At 43.2% G+C, this 24111-nt stretch carries 24 protein-coding genes and 2 pseudogenes; 8 read left to right on the top strand and 18 right to left on the bottom strand.

The window, feature by feature from the left end; all coding sequences use genetic code 11:
* Nucleotides 1–32 precede the first annotated feature (32 nt).
* The 3 genes from AR335_RS06755 (at nucleotide 33) to AR335_RS23745 (ending at nucleotide 2799) form a co-directional block, all read left to right on the top strand.
* Nucleotides 33–491, top strand: a complete 459-nt coding sequence (locus tag AR335_RS06755; protein ID WP_062233484.1) for a nucleoside 2-deoxyribosyltransferase — start codon at nucleotides 33–35, stop codon at nucleotides 489–491.
* 369 nt (nucleotides 492–860) lie between these two features.
* Nucleotides 861–2609, top strand: coding sequence for a metallophosphoesterase family protein (locus AR335_RS06750; RefSeq protein ID WP_062233481.1), 1749 nt, complete (start codon nucleotides 861–863; stop codon nucleotides 2607–2609).
* Nucleotides 2610–2652: 43 nt separating this feature from the next.
* Entirely contained in the window at nucleotides 2653–2799 is a 147-nt protein-coding gene (locus tag AR335_RS23745; RefSeq protein ID WP_156418804.1) for a hypothetical protein, read from the top strand.
* A 161-nt stretch (nucleotides 2800–2960) separates the two neighbouring features.
* On the opposite strand, the gene AR335_RS06745 is transcribed toward AR335_RS23745, so the two are convergent.
* From AR335_RS06745 to AR335_RS06695, 11 genes are all read right to left on the bottom strand, one after another.
* Nucleotides 2961–4475, bottom strand: coding sequence for an acetyl-CoA hydrolase/transferase family protein (locus AR335_RS06745; protein ID WP_062233477.1), 1515 nt, complete (start codon nucleotides 4473–4475; stop codon nucleotides 2961–2963).
* Nucleotides 4476–4606: 131 nt separating this feature from the next.
* A complete protein-coding gene (locus tag AR335_RS06740) occupies nucleotides 4607–5251 on the bottom strand; it encodes a LytTR family DNA-binding domain-containing protein (protein ID WP_062233474.1) in 645 nt (214 codons plus the stop codon).
* 86 nt (nucleotides 5252–5337) lie between these two features.
* Complete coding sequence (locus AR335_RS06735) at nucleotides 5338–5619, bottom strand: DUF3219 family protein (protein ID WP_234293220.1); 282 nt, start codon at nucleotides 5617–5619, stop codon at nucleotides 5338–5340.
* A 34-nt stretch (nucleotides 5620–5653) separates the two neighbouring features.
* Nucleotides 5654–6376, bottom strand: a complete 723-nt coding sequence (locus tag AR335_RS06730) for a DsbA family oxidoreductase (protein ID WP_062233468.1) — start codon at nucleotides 6374–6376, stop codon at nucleotides 5654–5656.
* Between the two features lie 292 nt (nucleotides 6377–6668).
* Nucleotides 6669–7193 (bottom strand): acyl-CoA thioesterase, encoded by a 525-nt coding sequence (locus AR335_RS06725; protein ID WP_234293219.1) that lies wholly within the window; start codon nucleotides 7191–7193, stop codon nucleotides 6669–6671.
* 90 nt (nucleotides 7194–7283) lie between these two features.
* A complete protein-coding gene (locus AR335_RS06720; RefSeq protein ID WP_062233465.1) occupies nucleotides 7284–9344 on the bottom strand; it encodes a catalase in 2061 nt (686 codons plus the stop codon).
* Nucleotides 9345–9500: 156 nt separating this feature from the next.
* Nucleotides 9501–9977, bottom strand: a complete 477-nt coding sequence (locus tag AR335_RS06715; protein ID WP_062233461.1) for a (2Fe-2S)-binding protein — start codon at nucleotides 9975–9977, stop codon at nucleotides 9501–9503.
* A complete protein-coding gene (locus AR335_RS06710; RefSeq protein ID WP_062233459.1) occupies nucleotides 9974–10813 on the bottom strand; it encodes an FAD binding domain-containing protein in 840 nt (279 codons plus the stop codon). The genes AR335_RS06715 and AR335_RS06710 overlap by 4 nt, the downstream gene beginning before the upstream one ends.
* Nucleotides 10800–13136 carry a xanthine dehydrogenase family protein molybdopterin-binding subunit gene (locus AR335_RS06705; protein ID WP_062233456.1) on the bottom strand — a complete coding sequence of 779 codons (2337 nt, stop codon included), beginning with the start codon at nucleotides 13134–13136 and terminating at the stop codon, nucleotides 10800–10802. The genes AR335_RS06710 and AR335_RS06705 overlap by 14 nt, the downstream gene beginning before the upstream one ends.
* On the bottom strand, nucleotides 13112–13756 hold the full coding sequence (locus AR335_RS06700; protein WP_175501785.1) for a nucleotidyltransferase family protein: 645 nt from the start codon (nucleotides 13754–13756) through the stop codon (nucleotides 13112–13114). The genes AR335_RS06705 and AR335_RS06700 overlap by 25 nt, the downstream gene beginning before the upstream one ends.
* Nucleotides 13757–13770: 14 nt before the next feature.
* Nucleotides 13771–14763: an XdhC family protein gene (locus tag AR335_RS06695; protein ID WP_156418882.1), complete on the bottom strand. Its 993-nt coding sequence runs from the start codon at nucleotides 14761–14763 to the stop codon at nucleotides 13771–13773.
* 309 nt (nucleotides 14764–15072) lie between these two features.
* On the opposite strand from AR335_RS06695, the gene AR335_RS06690 reads away from it, so the two are divergent.
* On the top strand, nucleotides 15073–15459 hold the full coding sequence (locus AR335_RS06690; protein ID WP_062233448.1) for a sporulation protein: 387 nt from the start codon (nucleotides 15073–15075) through the stop codon (nucleotides 15457–15459).
* 188 nt (nucleotides 15460–15647) lie between these two features.
* Here the strand turns inward: AR335_RS06690 and AR335_RS06685 are convergent, their stop codons facing one another.
* Together AR335_RS06685 and katA are read right to left on the bottom strand one after the other, a co-directional pair.
* Entirely contained in the window at nucleotides 15648–16070 is a 423-nt protein-coding gene (locus tag AR335_RS06685) for a Fur family transcriptional regulator (protein WP_062233444.1), read from the bottom strand.
* Between the two features lie 92 nt (nucleotides 16071–16162).
* Nucleotides 16163–17620 carry a catalase KatA gene (gene katA, locus AR335_RS06680; RefSeq protein WP_062233441.1) on the bottom strand — a complete coding sequence of 486 codons (1458 nt, stop codon included), beginning with the start codon at nucleotides 17618–17620 and terminating at the stop codon, nucleotides 16163–16165.
* Nucleotides 17621–17824: 204 nt separating this feature from the next.
* Here katA and AR335_RS06675 point away from each other — a divergent pair, with 204 nt between their 5' ends.
* Both AR335_RS06675 and AR335_RS06670 read left to right on the top strand, forming a co-directional pair.
* Nucleotides 17825–18274: an Hsp20/alpha crystallin family protein gene (locus tag AR335_RS06675; protein ID WP_062233438.1), complete on the top strand. Its 450-nt coding sequence runs from the start codon at nucleotides 17825–17827 to the stop codon at nucleotides 18272–18274.
* A 299-nt stretch (nucleotides 18275–18573) separates the two neighbouring features.
* Complete coding sequence (locus tag AR335_RS06670; protein WP_062233435.1) at nucleotides 18574–19161, top strand: hypothetical protein; 588 nt, start codon at nucleotides 18574–18576, stop codon at nucleotides 19159–19161.
* A 48-nt stretch (nucleotides 19162–19209) separates the two neighbouring features.
* Here AR335_RS06670 and AR335_RS06665 read toward each other — a convergent pair whose 3' ends face one another.
* From AR335_RS06665 to AR335_RS06650, 5 genes and pseudogenes are all read right to left on the bottom strand, one after another.
* Nucleotides 19210–20238 (bottom strand): LLM class flavin-dependent oxidoreductase, encoded by a 1029-nt coding sequence (locus tag AR335_RS06665; RefSeq protein ID WP_062233432.1) that lies wholly within the window; start codon nucleotides 20236–20238, stop codon nucleotides 19210–19212.
* 112 nt (nucleotides 20239–20350) lie between these two features.
* Nucleotides 20351–21358, bottom strand: a complete 1008-nt coding sequence (locus AR335_RS06660) for an LLM class flavin-dependent oxidoreductase (RefSeq protein ID WP_062233429.1) — start codon at nucleotides 21356–21358, stop codon at nucleotides 20351–20353.
* A 171-nt stretch (nucleotides 21359–21529) separates the two neighbouring features.
* Nucleotides 21530–21667, bottom strand: a pseudogene (locus AR335_RS24850) (carbohydrate ABC transporter permease); the annotation flags it as partial.
* Nucleotides 21668–21911: 244 nt separating this feature from the next.
* Nucleotides 21912–22037, bottom strand: a pseudogene (locus AR335_RS25450) (hypothetical protein); the annotation flags it as partial.
* On the bottom strand, nucleotides 21979–22440 hold the full coding sequence (locus AR335_RS06650) for a glycogen debranching N-terminal domain-containing protein (protein WP_199805062.1): 462 nt from the start codon (nucleotides 22438–22440) through the stop codon (nucleotides 21979–21981). The gene AR335_RS06650 and the pseudogene AR335_RS25450, both read right to left, overlap by 59 nt.
* A 236-nt stretch (nucleotides 22441–22676) precedes the next feature.
* Here AR335_RS06650 and AR335_RS06645 point away from each other — a divergent pair, with 236 nt between their 5' ends.
* Complete coding sequence (locus tag AR335_RS06645; protein ID WP_062233422.1) at nucleotides 22677–23519, top strand: STAS domain-containing protein; 843 nt, start codon at nucleotides 22677–22679, stop codon at nucleotides 23517–23519.
* A gap of 268 nt (nucleotides 23520–23787) precedes the next feature.
* On the top strand, nucleotides 23788–23985 hold the full coding sequence (locus tag AR335_RS06640) for a hypothetical protein (protein WP_062233417.1): 198 nt from the start codon (nucleotides 23788–23790) through the stop codon (nucleotides 23983–23985).
* The last annotated feature ends 126 nt before the right edge of the window (nucleotides 23986–24111 follow it).

Raw genomic sequence — 24111 nt, 5'->3', positions numbered from 1 at the left:
GATTGAAGCTTTCTTTAGAAAGTGGAGATCTTATGGATCCTAACACCAGAACCGTGAGAGTATTTATCGCCAGTCCCTTCTTTGATAAGGAGCAGCTGGAACGAATTCAAAGGCTTGAGAATGCCTTAACCCGAAATCCATATGTCGCGGAATTCTATTCTGCCCGCTTCCACCAAAATCAGCAATATCCATGGGGATCCAAGGGATGGAGAAAAGTTGTTTTTAACCTTGATCTCTATTATCTGCGAAGAGCGGATGTAGTAGTTGCCATTCACGATTACGAAGGATTATGTACTGACAGCGGAACGGCATTCGAACTTGGCTATGCCTTTGCCTTTCAAAAACCGATCATCCTTATTAAAGAAAAAACAAGTGTGCCAAATCTTATGCTGATTGAGAGTCTCCATGCCTATTTGACGAAAGCCGATGATATTGCAACCTATGATTTTCACCTGATGCCATCCACTCGGTATGAAGGTCCACTAATTTAACCTGCTCGTCCAAGCAAATGCTAGAGTTCTCCATATAATGATAGAGAGAAGAGAGTTATATTCTCTTTTCTCTATTATTCAGTTATTGGGGGATGATTGAATGTCAAGTCGCAGGAAAAAAGTCAAATGCAGAGTGAGAACTAGGCGTACAAGCGGTGGCCGCCGTGTTACCATTATTAAATGCAGAATTAAAAACAGAAGAAGACGCAGATCCAGCTCATTTTAAGCTTACAGGGATGCTACCAAATTGGTGGCATCCTTTTTTATTTTTTTTTTACCTTAAGCTTACAATTGCTTCACTCTTTCGTAACTATACCTTCATAATGCACTGTTAGTCTAACACTGCATTACGATAAAGGAGGTTGTTCAATGAAAGTTTTGAAATCACTTATCATGTTTTTTACCATATTTTCTTTCGCTATTCCTGTTACTCAAGCTCATGCCATAAGCGGCGGTGGAAGCCAGGATGGAGGGGTCGGAAATTCAGAGCACTATCTTGATCAGGATTCCAGCATGACAGCAGATCCCAAAATTAAAAACATCATCTATCCGCTGATGTCTACACCAGCCATTAAGAAAAAAGGCAGCAGTTTCACTATACAAGTGGATACACAAGGGAAAACACCTTCAGGATGGGGTGTGAAACTTCAGGAGAACACGGCTTCCCAGGTTGATGGAGAGTATGCCCTTCCAGTGACAAAGGTTGAGAAAGGTACATCTTATTGGAAAGACAGCTCCTCGATTTACAATGTTACAGTCACGATTCCCGATGACATCCCTGAAAAACTTTACGATTTAAATATTTCTTATTCGGCCGACGGCGCTCAAGTGAGTGATGAAGAACCGAATTCAGTAAAAGTTGTGAATGAATTTAAAAAGGATTTTCGTTTTATTCACTTAACGGATATCCATGTCGGTTCTCCCCGTAATCTAGCTAAGCCGGAAGATGCTGCGGAGGCTGGATTTTGGACTCCTGATGAGTCCAAAAGATGGCTGTACCTGCAAAAGACCATTCGGGAGGTCAATCTGCTCAAGCCCGATTTCGTCGTACTAACCGGAGATTTAATGTTTGGGCAGATGAATCCTAAGGAATATATTTATGAGTATAAAGAAACGTACCGCATGCTGAAAAAATTTAATGTACCAGTCTATGTTGTACCAGGCAACCATGACTATTATGCACAGGATGCTACATTAACCGATGGCGCCAAATATTGGGAACAATACTTTGGACCGCAGTATTTCTCTTTTGATTATGGCCCTTATGCCCATATGATTGGATATAACTCGTTTGACTGGGATAAGTTTGACCGGCAAGGACATGGTTCCGTTTCTGTTCCAACATGGGGCGGACAAGTGAGGCAGCAGCAGATGGACTGGATTAAAAACGACCTTGCAAAAAACGCTGAAACTGCCGATGCGGAACAAATAAAAGGTCTCTTCTCCCACCACAATCCATTATGGCGGGACCGTGATATCTGGCCTTCGAGCGATTCACAGGTTGCAGATTATTGGAAGAATTATGACGCTAAGCATGACCCGCAAAATCTTCCTACATTGCTGCAAGGAGAAGTCCTTGGCCAAAAGTATGATCAGCAGTGGCACGGTGAAGGAGCTCAGCAGATGATTGATTTAATGAAACAGTATCATGTGAACTTATCGCTGCATGGACATACACATATTGACAACATTACGAAAAAGGATGGCATTTTATACTCTACAACCTCTTCCATCGAGCTGACCGGGCAGCCATGGGTAGGTTACCGAATCTTCCAAAAGAATCCTGCCAGCCCTGATTTTAGTTCCTATATCTACGAAGGAACAGAGCGTTCTACGCCTGTCTATCAAAATGGGAATACAGCAGCGGGCACGGTTTCTTTTGAGGCCAATTACACCCAGCCGAATGACGGAACCCAGAGAAAACAGACCGTTACAGCTGTAAATCGTTTGAACAAAGAAGTAACATTGAACATTCCTTTATATATGAAACCCGGAAGCTACAGCTCCACAGAAGGTGAAATCACTGAAAGTAAAGCATATGGACTGAAGCAATGGATGGATGTAAAAGTCACCGTCCCTGCGAACTCCAGCAAGGACGTCACCATCCAGCCAAAATAAAAAGCTTTGCTTTAAAGGGGCTGTCCAAGAAGTCTGTAAGCTGTTGATTTCTGTTCCAGGCTGCTCGCTTTCCGCGGGGCGTGCGGTGAGCCTTACCGGCGTGAACGCCTACTTTTTGGTGCAAGCACCGGCGGGAGTCTCACCTGTCACGCTAGTCCCGCAGGAGTCTCGCATCTTCCACTTCAACTAACTTTTCATTGAAGATTTTTCAAGCCAAAAAGGGGCTGCCTGAAGGTCAATTTTCGACTTTCTGGACAGCCCCTTTTTGTGGTTTTCTTTTATCTTTCAAGAGCCTTTACTTTCACTTTTTGTCTGCCATTCCTGGCGGAGTCAGCTGTTCTTTTTGTCTTACTAAACGGGCTGCTCCACCCTCTGAAGCATCGTACCGTTCTTTTCAAAGTTGATATGCCAGGACAGCGCTTTTTCCAGGATGTGAGGCGTTTGTCCTCCTCGTTTCTTCGCTTCCTCATAATAGGCCGATAACTGCTCGCGGTACATCGGATGGACACAGTTTTGAATAATCTTTTCCACACGCTCTCTAGGTGCAAGTCCACGCAAATCCGCATAGCCCTGCTCTGTGACAATCACATCCACATCATGTTCATTATGATCCACATGTGATACGAACGGAACAATGCTTGAAATGTTGCCGTTCTTGGCAATGGATTTGGTCACAAAAATGCCGAGGCGGGCATTGCGGGCAAAATCACCGGAACCTCCGATGCCATTCATCATTTTCGTTCCCATCACATGAGTAGAGTTCACGTTTCCGTAGATATCCAGCTCCAGTGCTGTATTGATTGAAATAATCCCCATTCGGCGGATCAGTTCAGGATGATTGGAAATCTCCTGCGGCCTGAGCATCAGCCTGTCACGATATTTTTCAAAGTTAGAAAAAACCTTGTCCATCTTAGACGAGGATAAGGTGATTGAACAACAAGACGCAAAACGTACTTTATCCGCATCCAGCAGATCGAAAACCGCATCCTGAAGCACTTCTGAATAAACCTCCAGATCGGTAAACTCTGAATCCAGTAATCCATGAAACACGGCATTGGCGACCGATCCAATACCGGATTGAAGCGGAGCAAGTTTATCTGTCAGACGGCCAGCCTTGATTTCTTCCCGCAAAAAAGAGATTAAATGCTGCGCCATGATGACTGTTTCATCATCCGGTTCCACAATAGTTGACGGGGAGTCGAGTTGATTCGTAAACACAATCCCTTTAATTTTATCCACATCTACTTTCATACCGGGTAGTCCGATTCGGTCGTCCGGCTTTGTCAATGGGATGGGCGAACGTTCCCCTTGTTTTTCCGGTTCATAAAGATCATGAATACCTTCTAGTAATTCAGTCTGTGCTGTATTGATTTCTACAATTATATTTTTTGCGTGCTGTGAGAATACCATGGAGTTGCCGATCGATGTCGTTGGAATAATCATTCCGTCTTCGGTGATTGCAACCGCTTCCAGAATAGCGTAGTCAATAGGTTCCAAAACATTGGAGCGAATCCATTCTGACGTATGCGACAAATGCTGATCAACAAAATGAAAGTCTCCCGCGTTAATGCCTTTTCTCATAGTCGCATCGGCCTGGAAAGGAAGACGCTTATTCAGCATGTTCTTCTCCGCAAACAGTTTATCAACATCTGAACCTAACGAAGCGCCTGTATAAACATTCACTTTCAGCGGTTCGTGTTCTGCCCGTTTTGCCAAAGCAAACGGAACGGCTTTCACATCTCCTGCCCGTGTAAAGCCGCTCAAGCCAAGGGTCATCCCATCATGGATCCACGAGGCAGCTTCCTCTGCTGAAACAATCCGATCATGTAAGCGTTGATCTCTAATTCTATTGTAAACGCTTTCCATTCTCTTCACTCCTATCTCGCTCTTTTCATAAGTGTAGCAAAGGATCAATATCGGAAGAAAAGAAATGGATAAAATCACGAAAAATTAGGATAAAACAGAACATTCAGTTCTTGAAACAGAAAAAAATCCGCCTAGAATCCAAGCAGATTTCTGAAATAACTTGCATACGACTGGCTGACGGGAACCTGATCTCCGTTTTTCATTGAAAGTAAAAATGTGGAGTGGGTTTCCGGATAGATCTCCCGGATGTGATGAACATTGACGATGAACGAGCGATGGCATCGGACAAAGTCATCTTTCGGTAAAAGAAAATCAAATTCATTCAGCGTATCCTTATGGCTGCCAGTATGTTTTTCACCGACCACATACGTCTTTCGTTCCTTCGCCTCCAAATAAAGAATATCTGCGAACGGAATCGGAATCCAGCCATCCTCGCTTTTTATGGTAACGACCGTCTTGCCGCTCGTTAATGCCGGAAAGATAGCTGTGACACACCCCTTCAGCTCTCCTTCATCCATCAAGGGGACCGCCATTCCGTAATATGGGGTGCCGAAAATATCACGGTTAATAAACTGCGATACTTTTTGTTTGGAAACCAGCGCTTTATGTGTAATGGTGCCTTCTTTAATTCCATCACCCGGCTTGATCTTCAGGTTGATCCTTTTGCTTGGCTGGTAGTAAATATAATGGTCTGTATCTGTTACTGCAATAGAAGCTTCATGTGAAAACAGGTCACTGATTACATCAAGAAGTGCCGATGTTTTAAAAGGTTCCATGGCTCACACCTTTCCTTTGTTTAGCTTAGCTTCTTCTTATTCTATCATGAAAAAAGAGAACGGGTTTCCGCTCTCTCTCTTCACCCTTATTCTTTTTCCGTAAGCTCAAGAGCAAAATCACCAACAGCGTTCTCTTTGTACAAATCAGTGATAGACGTAGAATACTGGCTGATTTCAGCTCGGAATCGGAGGTCTTTTTCAGGGACTTTTACTTCAAAATCGTTTTTGTAAAGAAGCGTCGTAATGTCGTGATACTCACTATGCTCTACTTTAAACTTGAAATGGATCTTTTTCAGTTGGCTGGCTGTAGTAGTAAGATGCAAATCTGTTACATCAAATTTCCTATCATTGAGAATGACGGTATTCAATATGATAAACAACTCCTAAAATGGATGACTGCCCTCAAATGCTGCAGGAGCTGTCAGAGCATTGATCATCCTTATTTTCTTTCTTCTCACTGCTGATAATCACTTGGATCGGGCTTTTTTGCTGTTCTTCTTCCTGCACCTTTTCTAGGACTTCGGTAAAGACAGCTTCCGGCTGTGCGCCTGATACACCATACTTTTGATTGAAAACGAAGAAAGGAACACCGGTTATCTTAAGTTGTGATGCTTCCGCCTCGTCTGCACGGACATCGTCTGCGAATTTCCCATCTCTTAATACAGCAAGTGTTTCTTCCTGATCAAGACCGGCCTCTGCCGCAAGCTTCGCCAGTGTTTCATGCTCACTGATATCAAGGGCTTCTGTAAAATAACCTTTAAGGATACGTTCTGTCACTTCTTTCAGCAGTCCCTTTTGTTTGGCAAAATGAGAAACCCGGTGGGCATCAAAGGTGTTCGTCGGTTTCATATTTTCAAAATCATAGGTTAAGCCAACTTCTGCCGCTCTCTGTGTCATCTGATCATTCATTCCTTTTGCTTGCTCATAGGACATGCCGTACTTTTCAGCCAAAACGGTATGCATGTTTTTATTTGTTTCATTTTTGAAAGAAGGATCGAGTTCAAAACTCCTATAAATGACTTCCACGTTTTCACGGTCTTCAAAGTCGTTCAGCGCGTTCTCAAAACGTCGTTTTCCGATATAACAAAATGGACAAACATAATCTGACCATATTTCAACTTTCATAGTTTTCCCCCCTATTACGTACAACTATTCCCTATTGTATCCATAATCAGCGAATCATGCAGAAATCCTGCTCAAAAAAGCCTATTGAGACGGGAAGATTCCTCCGTCCGGGATGGTTACTTGCGAGTTGACAGGAAATACTTGCGAAATTGGGCCATTACTTGCAGTTCGACAAAGATTACTTGCGAAAAACGGCCCGTTACTTGCGGTTCCACAAGCTTTACTTGCCAAACACATCATTTTCATAAAAAAGAGAAGCCAAAACGCGCTGCCTTGGCTTCTTTTCCTCTTCTTACTCCACATTCTCACTATACCTATGTTTTTCGAGTTCAGACCTGATGTCTTCCGGAATCACTTCCGATTTACCCTTTTTAACATCATGATTTACGTAGACGGCCGTCCCTTTTGCACAAAGCCTGTTGTCCTGGCGAATTTCTTCATACAGCTCGAGGCTTGTATTTCCGATCCGTTTTACCCACGTATACACTTCGGTATCTTTTCCGAAATAGATCTGATCCACATAATCAACATTCATGTTCAGGATGATCATTTTCCAGTTTTCGAAGGAACTGTCCGGTGTGAACAGTTTAAACAGTTTGTTCCTGCCCGCCTCAAACCAGATGGGTATCGTCGTATTGTTGATATGTCCAACCCCGTCTGTTTCTGAAACGCGCGGTTCGATGATCGTTTTAAACATATTTTTCTGCCCTTTCGATTGGTTTGGTAGATGGAATAGCAGGTTCCCCTGTAGCAGCCGTAAAAATAATCCAAAGTCAGCTTCCTCCACACTTACGAGAATCGTGCGTATCTTTTTCAATCTTTTCTACTTCGCTCTGTACTTCTTTAATCCTTTTAAAATAAATAAAAACGAAGCAGCCGAAAGCGGCTGCTTCATTTTTTATATCCTTTATACTTGTCGTGCCCAATGGCGATGCTGCGCCACAGCTTGAATAAAGGACTCGCTGTTCCTGCTTTCCAGGATTACCACTCCAGCGGCCCTGGAGTCAACACCCGCTGCTGCCAGCAGTTCCGTTCCTTCTCCGGCTGTACCGATCGCTTTGAAATGTGCAAATGCCTCATTCACAAATGTCGTTGCTTCTTTTACTGCTTTTAAGCTGTTCACACTGTCTTTTCCGCCGGCCACATAAACGGCGTCATAGAGTACCGAATCACTCGTAAGCAAAGTTTGATCGACTTCCAGCTCCTGTCCGTCGCTGCTCGAGATTGGATTAAGTGTTTCACTGACAATTTCAGATGTGATTCCAGCCTTCTTCAATGCATCCTTCAACCCGCTGACTTCTTCAAAGTTAAACCCGTCTTCTGCCAGAATGGCGACTTTTCTTGTTGCCGGAGCTTTGATGGTGTTTTCTTGGCTTAATGCCGGTGATGACGCGGTTTCCTGAGAAGGTTGAGCACTGTTCGAGACTTTTACACCCACTCCTGCTGCAATCTGTTCAGCAAGGTCGGCATCAACATGGCTGAACAGATTTACAACCTGCTGCTGAACACTTTTGCTTTTCACCTTTCCGACTTCAAAACGGAACGCTTTAATAATATGCTGCTTCTCGACTTCTGACATGCTGTTCCAGAAGAGCTTCGCCTGGCTGAAATGGTCCTTGAAGCTGTCGCTGCGCTGCTGAACCTTCCGCCCTTCCACTTTCTCCTGATAATGAGCATAGCCGCCCTCTTCCTCAGTGGCTGGCGCTGGATCGTTATTTTCCAAAGAGTTTTTATGATAAGCAACAGGCCCTTGATTAATCGTCATGCGATGCATACCGTCTCGCTGGTTATTGTGGAACGGGCACACCGGCCGGTTAATCGGCAGCTCATGGAAATTCGGACCGCCAAGACGGGAAAGCTGCGTATCTGTATAGGAGAATAAGCGCCCTTGAAGGAGCGGATCATTCGAAAAGTCAATGCCGGGTACGACATGTCCAGGGTGGAAGGCTACCTGTTCTGTTTCAGAGAAGTAATTATCAGGATTGCGATTAAGTGTCATCTTCCCGATAATTTTCACAGGAACAAGCTCTTCTGGCCAGATTTTCGTGGGATCCAGCACATCAAAATTAAATTTAAACTCATCTTCCTCCTCGATCATTTGAACACCAAGCTCCCATTCCGGGTAGTCTCCTTTTTCAATGGCTTCATAAAGATCTTGGCGGTGGAAGTCAGGATTTTTACCGGCAAGACGCTGTGCCTCGTCCCAAACGAGGGAATGCACACCGAGCTTCGGCTTCCAGTGGAACTTAACGAAGCGAGCCTGCCCCTGTTCGTTCACAAAGCGGAACGTGTGCACACCAAAACCTTCCATCATACGGTAGCTGCGGGGAATGGCACGGTCGGACATCGCCCACATTACCGTATGAGCTGATTCCGTATTGTTGGCAACAAAATCCCAGAACGTATCATGAGCAGTGGATGCCTGAGGGATCTCATTATGCTGCTCCGGTTTAAATGCATGAACAAGATCCGGAAATTTAATCGCATCTTGAATAAAAAAGACAGGGATATTATTTCCTACGAGGTCATAGTTCCCTTCTTCCGTATAAAACTTGGTGGCAAATCCCCGCACATCACGTACAGTATCCCCGGAACCGCGTGATCCGGCAACTGTGGAGAATCGGACAAATACTGGTGTTTTCACAGATGGATCCTGAAGAAACCCAGCCTTCGTAAACTCTTTCATGGATTCATAGACTTCAAATTCACCGTGCGCCGCATACCCTCTTGCATGCACAATCCGCTCAGGGATTCTTTCATGGTCAAAGTGAGTCATCTTTTCACGGAAATGAAAGTCTTCCATTAATGTCGGTCCCCGCACTCCAGCTTTTAGTGAGTGTTCATCCTCAGAAACGCGAAGCCCCTGATTGGTGGTCAGCTTCTTCCCTTTATTGTTCACTCTGAATGCTTGAAGCTGCTTGTCCTTCTTATTTTCCCCGCTGCTGTTTTTCGGATCATTCGTACTCAAAGTTCAATTCCTCCTTGTAGGGCCGTATTCAGACTATAAATTATGTATATCCATAAGTACGTTTCCCTTCCTTTCCAAAATTAAACTAGTTTATTAGATTGCAGGTGGCATTTAATAAAACAAAAAAATCAGCCGTAAAAGGGCTGACTATAGTATTTATCTATTCATTTGATTTTTTTTCACGATGGATTTCACAGCTCCTTCAATTTCCTCGTACCCCGTGCAGCGGCATATGTTGGAATTCAGCCACTCAGCGATTGTATCGTCTTTGGCATCTGGAACTTTTTCCAGCAACGCATGGCAGTTCATAATAAATCCCGGAGTGCAGTATCCGCATTGAAAAGCAAAATGCTCAATAAAGGCCTGCTGGATGGGTGTTCCTTTTAAGCCTTCGATCGTTGTAATCTTCTTGCTCAGACTTTCCACTGCGAGCATCAGGCAGGATTTCATCGCGAGCCCATCGACGTTTACCGTGCAGGCGCCACAGTCTCCGTTCAGACATCCTGGCTTTGCTCCCGTTAATCCCATCTTCTCTCTTAACACGAACAGCAAAGTGTCCGTTGGCTTGATGACTACCGCTCTTTCTTCATCATTGACATGTAAGACTGCTGACAGACTCCGTGCTGCATTCATCGGTTATCCCCCTCGAGCTTTTCTATAATGTCAAAGAGCGTATTTTTTAGTACAAAGAGCCGATATTGCGATGAGCCTTCTACATCATCCAGAACCGGTTTGGGAAGGTGCTTAAGAGATGCAAGAATCCGATCCTGTAAAGAAGAATCGTTGGCATTAAGCGCTTTTTCCATCTCTCGAGATCGAAATGGAAAAGGACAGACTCCACTGAAAGCAACTCTGATTCCCTCTTCCGCTTTGATCGCAGCAATCGTTATCAGAGGATAGCCGGTGTCCCACTGCTGACGCTTTTTCACACAGCAATAGGGAAGGTCTAAATAATGTTTATCGGTCTGAAGCTGTACGAGAAACTCTCCTCTTTTCAGACTTAGCGTCTTGTTAAAAACATTCATCAAAGCCACTGTCCTGTTGCCATCCATGCCGGCAGCCACTATTTTACTGTCCGTTAATAGATACGGAAGAACTGCTTCACGGTAAAAGATCTGTCCGCAGATGTTTCCCCCGATCGTAATTTTATTTCTCGCCGTGTGGTCAGCCACACCGCTTGCCGCTTTGCTGAGAAGCGGAAATCCATTATGCTCCTCTATAGCAGTCAGGCTGAGCGCGGCACCAGTGACAAAAGAATCGCCATGACTTTCCATTACATTGCATTCCGGAATTCCTTTGATGTCAATGACCGCGTTCGTATACACAAGATTCAATCGTCCGAGCGTGATGATTTCCGTTCCGCCTGAGTAATAGAGCGGATATTTCCTTTCCTGGTCCAAAGTGTGAAAGAGCTGCACCGCTTCCTCGATACTTGTCGGATGATAATAATCAAACTCAAAGGAAAGCATGGCTGGCCCCTTCCTTTTCCTTGGTTCTCCAGATCAGCTCAGGGATAAGCGGAAGTTCGTTTAACTTTACACCGGCAGCGATGGAAAGAGCATTTCCAAGAGCTGCAGGCATTCCCAGGATTCCGTGTTCGCCTGCTCCTCTTGCACCATACGCGGCATCGATCTGGGGAGTTACGACAAAATCCACAACGTATTCAGGATGTTCACCATAACGGAGCGGCCGGTACGTTCGGAGCTGAGAATTCAGCACTCTCCCAAACTCATCGAATCTAAAGGTTTCACGGCCGCCAAATGCGAGCCCCATGCTCATCGCTCCCATCACCTGGCCCCTTGCGGCCTTCTCATTCAAAACCGTTCCGATGTCAATAACAGAAACCGCCCGTACGATCCGGTACGTCAATAGCCGTTTATCAAACTCAACCTCAACGGCCTGAGCTCCTACAGACCATTCCGGCCCCGGCTTGCCTGCGCCTGTTTCTTTATTCATATAAGTAAGGTGACGCAGATTGTAATGTCCCCTTCCGATAATCTGGCCGCCGATCGCATTGCCATTAGAGAACGTGTACCCGTAGGCAATATCCTTCACATCGATTCCAATGCTTGGATCGTCCCGTAAAAACACCTTTCCAAACGCTACCATCAGATCTGATGCTTTAGCTCGCAATACACAGGATGCGATGTTTTTCAGCTGGCAAATCACATCGTCTGCCGCTTCAAGGACCGCTCTTCCCGCCAAGAAAGTTCCCCGGCTTGCAACGGTTTTCCAGTGTTCGGGAGTACTTTGAGTATTCACTTTCATCTGAACATGTATCTGGCTTATTTCCATCTGCAGCCGCTCTGCCAGAATTTGTGCAAGCACCGTTTTTGTCCCTGTGCCGATCTCAATGACGCCTGATATTAAATTGATGCTGCCGTCAGGATTGAAGGTTAAAATGACCCCTGAACCGGCATCCGATTCGATCGTGGAAGTCTTCCAGATGCAGCTCACGCCTTTTACAAGTACTTTGTTGTTCCCTATTTCTTTGGCCACTCCTTCATCCCAATGGATGATTTCTTTCAAACGGCGGATGCAAGCTGGGAGATTCCCTACATTGCTCTTGTTCAGCGGCACTTGTGTCGGTGTTGTATCACCGGGTTTGATCGCATTTTTGTAACGCAGCAAAAGTCGGTCCATCCCGATTTTTTCAGCTAAAGAATCCATTGTCCGCTCGACGGCAAATAAAAGCTCGGAATGGCTGAATCCCCTGAAGGGCGCCGCATATGGGTGATTCGTATACATGCAGAGCGAATCACACCAGACGTTATCAATATCATAAGGACCAGTGCAATCTGCTGCAGCCGCCTTGCTGAGATCCGCTGCTTTATCCGAATAGGCTCCCCCATCAAACAAAAACTGGAGCTCGGCAGCTTTGATCTTTCCTTCCTTTGTACACCCCAATTTTACCGTGGCATCCAGTCCGATGTGCACCGGTGAAGTCAGTAGATCCTCCTCACGGCTATTAAGCAGTTTAACCTTTCTTCCTCCCACCGCTCTAGATGCTAAATAGGCGAGCAGTTCAAGCTGGATGGACGCCTTCCCTCCATATCCTCCACCGACCAGAGGTGTTTCCACGATCACTTTTCCAATGTCCACATCAAAGTATTCATGAATCAGCCGTTTGATCATAAAAGGAGCCTGGGAAGAAGAGGTAATGATCACATCCCCGTTCGAACGAATCTCACATGATGAACATCTCGTTTCCATGGCGGCATGATCGGAAGGCGAAAATGAAAAGTGCTCTTCCACTGTTACTTCACTTTCTTTCCAACCTTTCTCCATATTTCCTTTCCTGATTTTTGTCTGGTTAGCGATGTTGGTGCCAGGCACCGGGTATACCCGCTCTTCTTTTTTATAGCGGCCCAGATGCTCGTGTACGAGAGGGGCATCCTTTTTTAAAGCTTCTGTTGGATTATGGACAACGGGCAACGGTTCATATTCTATTTCGATCAGATCGGCTGCCTTTTTAGCCTGATGGGGTGTATCAGCTACAACAAGAGCAACAGCCTCACCATGATACCTTACTCTTTCAATCGCCAATGGCGGACGGTCACGGATTTCTTCGCCCGTGAGAGGGAAATGGTCTCCGGCAAGGATGGCACGGACACCGGATACTTGTAACGCCTTTTCTTTTTTAATGCTCTTTATACGGGCATGTGCATAAGGACTGACAAGGAGTTTGACATGAAGGGTACCAGGGGATGAGTCATCAGCTGTGTATTTTGCTGTGCCCGATACTTTATCCCAGGCTTCTTTTCGGATTACACTTTTTCCAATGTACTCCACTTCCACCCTCCCCTTTTCATCAGCTTTTTGATCTCAATGTAATCTTCTTCTGTATCAACATCTACAAAAAGAGAAGGGTTATTATAGTGAATGATTTTACCGTTTAAATACTTTTTATTTCTATATATATGACGTGCACCATGATCTCCTGTTATTCCTTTCACCTGTGCTGCCAGGTGTTTTGAAAAAATCACCGGTGGCCTAAAACAATTCTTATGGCATGCAGCCACAAACGCTATAGGAGACTCTTTTTTAAAGCAAAGGACCAGTTCATTAATCATTTCTTTTGTAATCAAAGGCTGGTCAGCAAGAAGCACGATTATTCCGTTGGGTAAAAGCTCTTCTGCTTTTTTCACCCCTGCAACAAGAGAAGCAGACTGTCCCTGCACTGAATTTTTGCAGGTCAGCTGACTCCATTTTCGACGATAAGGACTTTTAAAGAATGAAGAGTCCATCCAGTCGAGGCGATCATTCTCTCTCGTCACCACAACGATATGGTCTATCAACGATTGAAGAGCCGCCCGAAATGCCCAGTTTCCAAGACATTCATGACCTAACCGAAGCCACAATTTTTGAAAACCCATCCTCTGGCTGCTGCCGGCCGCAAGAAAAATAGCCACAATCTTTCCCTCTCTCATAAAAAGCTTTCCGTCGGACGCTTTTTTTCCAGCCGATAAACTGCTATCATCTCTGCGAGAATACTGACTGCAATCTCCTGGGGACCTGATGAACCAATCGGGAGCCCTATAGGTGAAGAGAGGTATTCTGGTATTTCCTTCGTTTCCAAAAGCTTCTCTGTCCGATTTCGTGGCCCAAGCACGCCAACATAGCGAAGATTTTGTTTGAGAAGCTGAGTCAGAAATTCTTTGTCTTGTTGAAAGTTATGGGACATGATTACTGCAAAATCTTGAGAGTCAAAAGCAAGCTTATCAAAAAGGTCTGGCGGATTACCAACGATTAAGTGATCCGCAAAGGGAAATTCAGCACGGTTGCAAAATGCTGGACGCCAGTCACAAATGGTTACCGACCACCCTGTCTCGGTTGCCAATTTAGCCACCGATTTCGCATCTTCACCTGCTCCGAAAATGACTAGCCTTGGCATGGGTTCAAACAAATAAAAAAAAATCATCTCCACGCCATTCGTTGAAATAAGGCCATTTTTGAAAAAGGATTTCTTATCCGTTTTTTCAAAGTGATTTTTAATGTTTAGCCGAGTTCCATCAATAAACAACTCTTTACTATGCAGAACTGGCCTCCCTTCTTCCAAGGACCGTTTTACATCAAGAAGCTGGTGACGAAGCTCTTCATCCACCCTCTCTACTAAAACATGGAGGACCCCGCTGCAACCGGTTCCAGTTCCCCACAAAAGGTCTTCATCGCTTCTTTGGTTATAGACGGCATATTGAGGCTGGCCATCCAACATGACCTGCCGGCTGCGTTCCTCCAGATCGCTCTCTACACATCCTGCACTGATCATACCTGTTTTACCATCCTGATGAAAAAGCAGCATCGCGCCTTCCTTTAAGTAAGAGGAACCTTCCACATGAAGGAGTGTCGCGATCACACACCCTTCCTTCAATTTTTTCAGCCTGTCAGCAATCTCGTAAAAATACATCTCTTCGTTCACCCCCTGTTTGGCTCCCTGCAAAAATACCTTCCAGTGAACGGAAACGACCTCATCAGCATGATTATATTCGTGAAGAGCATGACCTTAGAATAGGGGATTTTCATTCTAATAAACTTCTATTGACACCTAAGTACCATGCGTTTACAATGAGAATCGAATCATTGAGATGCAAAAAAATCAAGGTCATAAAATAGATAGAAAAACTAGACTCCAAAGGGGAGCAGCATACAGTTTTGTTGTTTGCGAGACCTTTACCGAAGGGCATCGGAAAAGGTTTTTAACTTGATATTGTTACTGGAGGTACTTTACTTGTTAAAAAAATGCATGAGCTTATTTAAGCTCGGACAGGCTACGATCGATCTTAAACTCGATTCCTATGAATTAAAGCCTGGAGAAAATGTTAACGGCTTTTTCCTTCTTAAAGGAAGATGGATGAAACAAATCATCAAACGGCTCGAATGTGATCTGATTGTTCAGAACCAAGAAGATAAAACAGAGCGGATGATTGAATCTGTCACTACCATCTATATGTATAAAGAGCTTTCTCCTGATGGAAGCATTGAAATCCCGATGTCCTACCAATTGCCCGATGATCTTATTTCTTCCTCCCCTACTGTTACGTACCGCCTACAAACGCGGCTCATCTGCGATAACACCCGCTGTATAGATCATTATGAGATTACAATCTGCGGATAAACAATAAAAATCCAGCCGTTTTCATTCGGCTGGATTTATTTTGTGGTTATTTTCAGATGATGTTTCGTAATGATTCTCATTCCGCATTTGCATCGCATGCTGTGTTTCAAGAATTTAATTTCACTCTGGCACTTGGGGCATTCGATATGTTCGGCAACAGCCATGTTCACGAGCCTCACTTATTCTTTTTATTTTATTCTGCACTCTTTGCATAAACCGTAGAATTCCAATGTGTGATGATGAACGTCATAATCTGTTAATCGGGAAGCTGCATACTCCACTTCAGTCAGCCTTGGATAGTTAAAATCAACGATCTTTTGGCAAGACTCACAGATGACATGGTAATGTTTTGCATCAACAACTTCATACTTGCTGCTCCCATTTCCAAATGATAACTCTTGGATGATCCCCAAGTTAACAAATGATTTCAGGTTATTATAAACCGTAGCCAGTGTAATGAACGGGGGAAGCTGCCGATGAATCTCCTCTGCCGTCAAATGCCCCCCGCATGAAATGATGGCTTGTAAAATCAAGACTCTTTGAGGGGTAATTCGCAAGCCGCTTTCTTTTAACTTTAATTTGGTCACTTGCTCCGCATCCACGGTCAACATCCTCTTTTCATTCGTTTAGAAACAAGTACCCGCACAAACAGCGGATACTTGTTAACTGAGAATTCACTATACTAATTGAGAAAAAAGTCGAATCATAGCGCTTCTTGCGGAACCGCTAAACCAAGTCCGTCCGCAATCCTTTTCCCATAATCAGGATCTGCTTTATAAAAATGCTGGATCTGGCGAAGTTTAATTTCTTCTTTCTCTACAGGCTTCATAGCATCCACAATAGTATTTACAAGACGTGAACGCTCTTCCTCACTTAACAGACGGTAAAGATCACCAGCTTGCGTATAATGGTCGTTATGTTCATACCCTACGCTTTCAGCAACTCCGTAAACGGGATAAGCGGCCTGTTTATTTTCAGGTGTTTCTTTAGGGCCACCGAAGCTGTTCGGTTCATAATAAACAGAACCTCCACCGTTGCTGTCAAAACGCATCTGCCCATCACGCTGATAGTTGTTCACTTCTTTTTTCGGACGGTTGATCGGAAGTGCCTGATGATTTGCTCCTACTCGGTAACGATGCGCATCTGAGTAGGCGAACAGGCGGCCTTGAAGCATCTTATCAGGCGAAACGTCGATACCGGGTACCAGTGTTCCGGGTGAGAAGGTTGCTTGCTCCACTTCTGCAAAATAGTTTTCAGGATTTTTATCCAGCACCATTCTGCCCACTTCAATCAACGGATAATCCTTTTGTGACCACACTTTAGTAACGTCAAACGGATCAAAGCGATACGTATTGGCATCTTCGAGCGGCATAATCTGAACATACAGTTTCCATGCCGGGAAATCTCCTTTTTCAATCGCATTAAATAAATCTTCTGTATGGTAATCAGGGTTATCACCTGCAATTTTTGCAGCAACATCCGGAGCAAGATTCGCTACACCCTGCTCTGTTTTAAAGTGATATTTAATCCAGACACCGTCACCATCAGCGTTAACCCATTTAAACGTATGGCTGCCGAATCCATGCATGTGGCGGAAAGTTGCCGGGATGCCGCGGTCGGACATCAGAATTGAAACCTGATGCAGTGATTCAGGGGAAAGTGACCAGAAATCCCATACTGCGGTAGGGTTTTTCAGATGTGTTTTCGGATCTCTTTTTTGTGTATGGATGAAATCAGGAAACTTAATGGCGTCTCTTATAAAAAAGACCGGTGTATTGTTCCCAACGAGATCATAGTTACCTTCTTCAGTATAGAATTTAACGGCAAAACCGCGAGGATCACGGACGGTATCTGCAGAACCATTTTCGCCGGCTACAGTGGAGAAACGAACAAACAGCGGCGTGCGTTTTCCGACTTCAGATAAAAAGCCGGCCTTCGTATGCTTTGAAACGTCGTTCGTTACTTCAAAATATCCGTGGGCTCCGGCACCTTTCGCATGAACAACGCGTTCAGGAACTCTTTCTCTGTTGAAATGTGCCAGCTTCTCCAATAAATGAACATCCTGGATCAATGTTGGTCCGCGTGAACCAGCAGTGATTGAATTTTGATTATCTCCTACCGGTGCTCCCCAGCTGGTCGTCAAATGATTTTTATTCGTCAATGTTATCACCTCATAAGTTATTTAGAATGATTATAATTTAATGATAACACTTATCACTATGAAATCAATACTTTTTTATAATTATTATTAATAAATAACAAAAATTATTTATAGCCTGTCAAAATTGAAAAGCTTTAATGTTTTTCTCCTTTCACTCATAGACTAATTACAGCATACCGATTTCAGCAGATGGAGGATTAATGTATGAGTAAAAAAGTGAATTTCGACTGGGCATCCATACAGGAAAAAGTAGATGGTGTTCTCGGAAATGATTTTTGGCAGGACTTAAACCGTGTAGTGCCAAAACGGACGGCCTGTACCGATTTTTATGAAAACGAAACGGAAGGATACCTTGTCGTTGAACTGCCGGGTCTGCGGTCTCAAGAAGACCTGAACATTGTACTTGAAGCGAATCAGCTTGTATTGGAAGGAAACATTCCGTATACGTATCCGGTTGAAAAAGAAGCACTGAAGATGAATGAAAGATTGTCCGGACCTTTCAAAAAAGTCATTCATATTCCCTTTCAATATTCACCTGACGAAGTGAAAGCAGAATACAGACATGGCCTGCTCGAAATCAGACTTGTAAAGATGAAAAAAACGAAACCCATTACGATTTCGTTTACGGAAGAAAATCAGAAGGATCCGTCGTAATATGCATCTCCCGGAATCATCACTCTAGAAAAGCTTATTCCTATTCTATAATTTTGTGCATTTAAAAAAAGGTGTTTACGAACACTTGTTCTTATGTTAATCTATAAAAGAAGGCGCGGATGGTAGCCGCACCTCCCCCGAATAACTTTCTTTGGCCAGCTTGCTAACCTTGCTGGCCACTTTTTTTGCTTAATTATTCAAAATTTCAAACATATAAACATTCCATTTCCCCGGACAAACCCACACTCTTTCCTTTTTCTTTCATAGAAATAATTATCAGAGTATGTGGAGGTATATGTGTGCCCATTGATCTATACATCCAGGGAATAAAAAGAGGGGTAATTTTACGAACAAATCTCCCGCACTATTTGCAATTTTTCAAGCAGTTGGGCTGTACTATAACCTGGAATCAAAAACAACAAAGACTTGATATTACTCTTCCTTCTATCGATTCACCGATAAGGATTCAAACACTTTTTCAAAATAATGAAACACCAAGCAGTTTTCATCAAAAAGCAATGCAGCTTTTTAAGGAACAATTAATCTCCTATGGAGTATCTTGTCCTGTAAAAAGAAGCCAAAAGGATTCAGAAGTTCTCATCCTTAACATCTCCTTTCAAGAAAGCAATAAGTTCGATCGTACAAATCTTACACTTTACAACTATGGACAAACCGGCCATAGCCTGTCTAAAAAATGGGCGAGCTCCTTATACTCACCAACCTTCCAAGTTAAAGCAAAAAAGCGATGGAGTCTCTTATCCTATCCCATATTGGAAATCCATTGTATCTTTCCAGAGAACTACGATCCTGACTGCCTCAAGAGACAAATTGATATACTCGCTCTTACCCTGGCCGTCATTCACCTTGATTTTTATAACTCAAATTAATAATTAAAATCCCTCTCTATTAAAAAAGAGAGGGATTTGCTGATTTATCTATCTTTTGAAAACTTCTGAGACAATTTCATAGGAACGCAATCTTTCTTGATGATCAAAAATCTGAGCGTTGACAATCATTTCATCCGCTTGAGTTTCATCAAGGAAAGCCTGAAGTTTTGTTTTAACTGTTTCCGGTGTGCCGATGATGGTTGTTCGAAGTGACTGTTCGACAGAAGCTTTCTCATAATTGGACCAGATTCCTTCCATCGTTTCAACAGGTGGCTTAAGTTTGGAAGGAATGCCTCTGACAAGATTTAAAAACTGCTGCTGCATGGAAGTTGCCAAATAAGCGGCCTTCTCTTCTGTTTCAGCAGCAATCACGTTAACTCCCACCATGGCATACGGCTTGTCCAATACCTGTGATGGTTTAAAGTTTCTGCGGTACACATCAAGAGCAGGCAAAGTATTGTCTGGAGAAAAATGGCTCGCGAATGAAAAAGGCAAACCGAGCTCAGCAGCCAGCCGCGCACTGAATCCGCTTGAACCAAGCAGCCAAATCGGAATGTCCAGCCCCTCACCTGGAATGGCCCTCACCGGATTGCCTGATCCGTCTGGTTTTAAATACGCACGGAGTTCATCCACTTGTTCTGGAAAGTCTTCCCCGTTGCTCATATTTTCGCGCCTAAGAGCTTTAGCTGTCACCTGGTCTGTGCCAGGAGCTCTACCTAATCCAAGGTCTATTCTGCCTGGGAACAATGACTCGAGAGTTCCGAACTGCTCAGCGATGACCAAAGGAGCATGGTTAGGCAGCATAATCCCCCCGGACCCTACACGGATTTTCTCCGTTCCTCTTGCTACATGGCCAATAACAACGGCGGTTGCAGAGCTGGCAATGCCAGGCATACTATGGTGTTCAGCCAGCCAGAAGCGGTTATAGCCCCACTTTTCGGCGTGCTGTGCCAAATCAAGGGTGTTTTGAAGCGATTCTGAAGCGTTTCCTCCTGTTACGATCGGAGATAGATCCAATACAGAAATCGGGATATCCTGGAGCTGCTTTTTAGCAGATGATTGATTTTGCTGGGACATTGTAATTGTCCTCCCTTCTAACGTCTTGCTATAAAAAATGATTTTAGAAAATATTTATTTAAACCTTACTTTTTATTGTAACAACTAAATTTAAAGTATCTAAATTTTTTGCTCAAGTTGAGCAAGCTAAACATTCATTGGCTATCAGCTCATAGGAACGAACACGATCCTTTATATCATGTGTAATCGTAACAATCATCATTTCGTCGGCTTGATAGTGTTCTCTCAGCTCCTCAAGACGCCGCTTAACATAAGAAGGGCTTCCGATAATGGACCGTTTTTTCATCGAGTTCAGCATCTCTTTTTCCTCTGGAGTCAATGAATAATGCTTCGCTTCTGCAAGGGATGGGATTCCTTTTCTTCCCTCTCCTTTTGCCAGCTGGATCTTCCAAATTTGATTAGGCAGTGCTAAATCTTCAGCTTCTTCTTTTGTCTCCGCACAAAGAACGGATACGGCTGCAATCGTGTTTGGTACCGGCGACCAATTATTCGACCTAAACTCAGATTTGTACTGATCAATAATATCGGTAACGTCCTGATCGCTCATAAATTGGCCGAAAGCATAAGACAACCCGTGTTTGGCAGCAAGAATGGCACTCTTTTTGCTCGTTCCGAGAATCCAAGGCTCTGGAAGGATGTCAGGAACCGGTGATGGAGTGATCTTAGAAAACATGTCATCTGAAGGAAAATCATTTTTGAAAAAATGCAGCAACGTGTCTACTGACTCAGGCATCTTTCGGACTTGTTCCAAATAGTTATCCGAGAGTGCCATCGTGGCTTCTGCCGATCCGCCGGGTGCTCTTCCGATGCCTACATCTATTCTCCCAGGAAATAAAGCAGCGAGGAGATTATACGTTTCTGCCACTTTATACGGCTTGTAATGAGGCAAAAGAACCGCTCCGGATCCTATGCGGATCGTTTCGGTCTGCCCGCCGATATACCCGAGCATCACTTCCGGAGCCGGACAGGTCAGTCCAGGAAAATCGTGATGCTCGGCAATCCAGTATCGCGTGTAGCCTAGTTTCTCTCCTGCCTGTGCCAGGCTCAGCGAGTCATGAAGAGCCTGCTGAGCGGTTTTTCCGCTTGAGGCAGGAGATTGATCAAGAATGCTTAATTTCAATTACGGTTCCTTCTTTCTGCAAAGAACGTTCTTTGCTTATCTTTGCCCCTATTTTATCCAATTCATGTGATTCATCAAAATAAAATGATCTGACAAAAGAAAAGCATGCCCCATGAGTCAGGCATGCTTTTTCGCAGAATGTATGGTTGTTGTTTTGTTTTTCGAAAAAATCTACTTATCCCCAGTAAATTTAATGCCTTTGACAAAATAGCGGTTGAAGAAGGCGTAAAGAACCAAAATAGGCAGGGTAAAGACCATGGATGCAGCCATGATATAGTTCCAGAAGCTGATGAACTGCCCCATTGCCGATATCCGTCAAAAGAACTCTTACATCCAGGATCCCTCGCTCGACCAATCTCTGGAGTGCTGGGTAGTCACTTTCAATTTTGGTTATTCCTGCTTCCCAGTCTTTATATGATGACTCTAATTTTCCAAGTGCTGCTTCAGGCGCGATAGCTGTTCCAGATTTTCCATCAATCTCAGTAATAACGGTAAAGGTTACAGATTGAACCTCGCCGTGGTTTAATGAGAAACGGAAGGTGATTCCTTCTTCCTTTGATACAGCCTCAGCATCAGGGTTCCAGCTCACCTTGGTCGCGCGTTTTACATGATCAGCTTCATCATAATAGTAATGGATCCCATGAGAGGTAGGTTTGTTCTTCGCCTGAGCGCTTCCCAATTTCTCCATATTGAAAGCCTCGGATAATAAACATGTCAGTAAAGTCTACATCCAGCAATAAACTGATGTCAAATTCAACTGGTTTTGGAAAATAACTTTTTACTTGAATGGTTTCGTAAAGAACCACGTCATAGATTAAGCGCTTATATTCAAGCTCTATGGATTCTCTCCAAAGTATGAGTTCTCCGTCTTTCTCCATATGGGGATTTGTCAGCAAAATTCTCGCACTGTAATTTTCATCCGCAGAAGAAGAAAGAAGGATTGGATCTTCTCCATTAATTTTCAGATCAAACTTGCTTAAAAAGCGTGTATCTTTCGTATAAAAACCCAAGCCATATGTATTGTCAACAGGAATATTGCCCTTGTCATCCGTTAATAAAAATAAGTCGTTTTCTTTAATCACCCGATAGTCCATATTGGCGTTTTTTAATCATACACACAAACTAAAATTGAAGGTTATTGTGACAATAGCATTCAGGCCATCCAAATCAGGTGGCCTGTTTATTTTTTTATATAAAAAGGTTTGATTACAAAGGAGAAGGGGAATATTTTTATAGTTAATATAAAAACTCTTCAAAAATAAAGGAAATTTAAAATAGGAAAAGAAATAGTTTTTTAACACTGGAAGGAGAACAGCAAATGGACAGAGTACAGCAAAGAGAAATTATTGAGTTTATCATCAGTCGGAGAGAAGAGTTTCAAAATAAGCTGCTATCCGAGGCTGTAGAAGTCGCGCCTAAAATAAATGATATTTTACAATCAGGGAATATTGATCTTTTGAAAAACGCTGAGAAGATGGTAACGTATGTGGTGGAAAGGAAAGAGAACGAACTCATTTCCTTTGCCAAGCAAGAAGGGGTAGCCTGGGCAGAGCATTCTTTAACTCTTACTCTTAAGCTGGAGTGGGTACATGCGATTAGAAGGACGGTCTGGCACTACCTGTTAAAATACGATCAACTGAATACCCCTGTAGTCAGTATTTCAGACTACAGAGCAATGATTTATGAGATGGAGATGCAGATCAATGACGGCATCGATAAATTTCTTAATAGTTTTTTCATTAGGTATTCATCTTATAAAGATGAATTAATCAACTCTCAGCGAAAAATAGTTGAGCATTTATCTGCGCCTATTATACCGATCAGTCATCAAATAGCCGTCCTTCCTTTAATCGGTTTAATTGATGTGTACCGTATGGATACCATTGAGGAAAAAATATTGATGGATATTTCAAATTTAAAAATCCGAACGTTAATCATGGATCTATCAGGCATTACAGATATGGATATTGAGGTAATACACCAGTTTCAAAGAGTGATGAGCGGGGTTTCCTTGATGGGATGTGAAGCGGTCATTACCGGTCTGCGTCCAGAACTTGTCAGGAAAATGATTCATTTGGATATTTCGTTTAATGAGTATGCATCAACTAAAGGTACGCTTCAGCAAACATTAGCCGATTATTTAAATGCAAATCTGATTTAATACAGGAACGATCAACAAATTCAGTTTTTACTTTCTTTTTTGAGGGAAAGGAATACTCCTCAAAACTTATTGAACTAATAAATGGGTTTAAGAAAAAGCGATTTTTTCCGTCAAGTCAGGAAACAAAAAAATTTACTTTAATTTCAAATAAATTTTAGGTTGAATTTTGATAATCAACAAAGGCGGAGCATCCAAATTGGGTGCTCTTTTGTGATAAAGGAATATCCTGGCTTCTTGTCGAATTATTAAAGCGGAATGAGGTTATTAAATGGATTACAGTACTTTGTTGAATAGATTAAAAAATGCCAGTCAAAACGGTGAAACATTTACAATTTTTATAAATACAATTAGTGATCAAGAAGATGATCAAGTAATGAGGACAGCGAAGAATCTCCAAAGTGAATTGTTTATACGTTTAAGAGTTTGTGAAAAACAAAAAGATGGCGGAATGATTGAGCAGCTATAAATTTTTTAGGCAACCTTTAGAGGGTTTTTTTTTGTTGCTGCCTATAGAGAAGACTTTGAGGCCATACCAGGCACTTAATGATCGGGGTGGTCGAATCAATTTGTATCCATTAATAAAAATCTCGAA

Source organism: Fictibacillus sp. FJAT-27399 (assembly GCF_001510655.1).
Classification (GTDB): Bacteria; Bacillota; Bacilli; order Bacillales; family Fictibacillaceae; genus Fictibacillus_C; species Fictibacillus_C marinisediminis.
This window is presented reverse-complemented; position numbering and strand designations above follow the sequence as displayed.

Excerpts from the sequence above, each read along its gene's own strand:
- AR335_RS06750 (WP_062233481.1), top strand. The coding sequence starts at position 861 with ATGAAAGTTTTGAAATCACTTATCATGTTTTTTACCATATTTTCTTTC.
- AR335_RS06665 (WP_062233432.1), bottom strand. The coding sequence starts at position 20,238 with ATGTCCCAGCAAAATCAATCATCTGCTAAAAAGCAGCTCCAGGATATC.
- AR335_RS06685 (WP_062233444.1), bottom strand. The coding sequence starts at position 16,070 with ATGTTGACCGTGGATGCGGAGCAAGTGACCAAATTAAAGTTAAAAGAA.
- AR335_RS06745 (WP_062233477.1), bottom strand. The coding sequence starts at position 4,475 with ATGGAAAGCGTTTACAATAGAATTAGAGATCAACGCTTACATGATCGG.
- AR335_RS06755 (WP_062233484.1), top strand. The coding sequence starts at position 33 with ATGGATCCTAACACCAGAACCGTGAGAGTATTTATCGCCAGTCCCTTC.
- AR335_RS06740 (WP_062233474.1), bottom strand. The coding sequence starts at position 5,251 with ATGGAACCTTTTAAAACATCGGCACTTCTTGATGTAATCAGTGACCTG.
- AR335_RS06675 (WP_062233438.1), top strand. The coding sequence starts at position 17,825 with ATGAGTAAAAAAGTGAATTTCGACTGGGCATCCATACAGGAAAAAGTA.
- AR335_RS06730 (WP_062233468.1), bottom strand. The coding sequence starts at position 6,376 with ATGAAAGTTGAAATATGGTCAGATTATGTTTGTCCATTTTGTTATATC.
- AR335_RS06640 (WP_062233417.1), top strand. The coding sequence starts at position 23,788 with ATGGATTACAGTACTTTGTTGAATAGATTAAAAAATGCCAGTCAAAAC.
- AR335_RS06710 (WP_062233459.1), bottom strand. The coding sequence starts at position 10,813 with ATGCTTTCCTTTGAGTTTGATTATTATCATCCGACAAGTATCGAGGAA.
- AR335_RS06715 (WP_062233461.1), bottom strand. The coding sequence starts at position 9,977 with ATGAATGCAGCACGGAGTCTGTCAGCAGTCTTACATGTCAATGATGAA.
- AR335_RS06645 (WP_062233422.1), top strand. The coding sequence starts at position 22,677 with ATGGACAGAGTACAGCAAAGAGAAATTATTGAGTTTATCATCAGTCGG.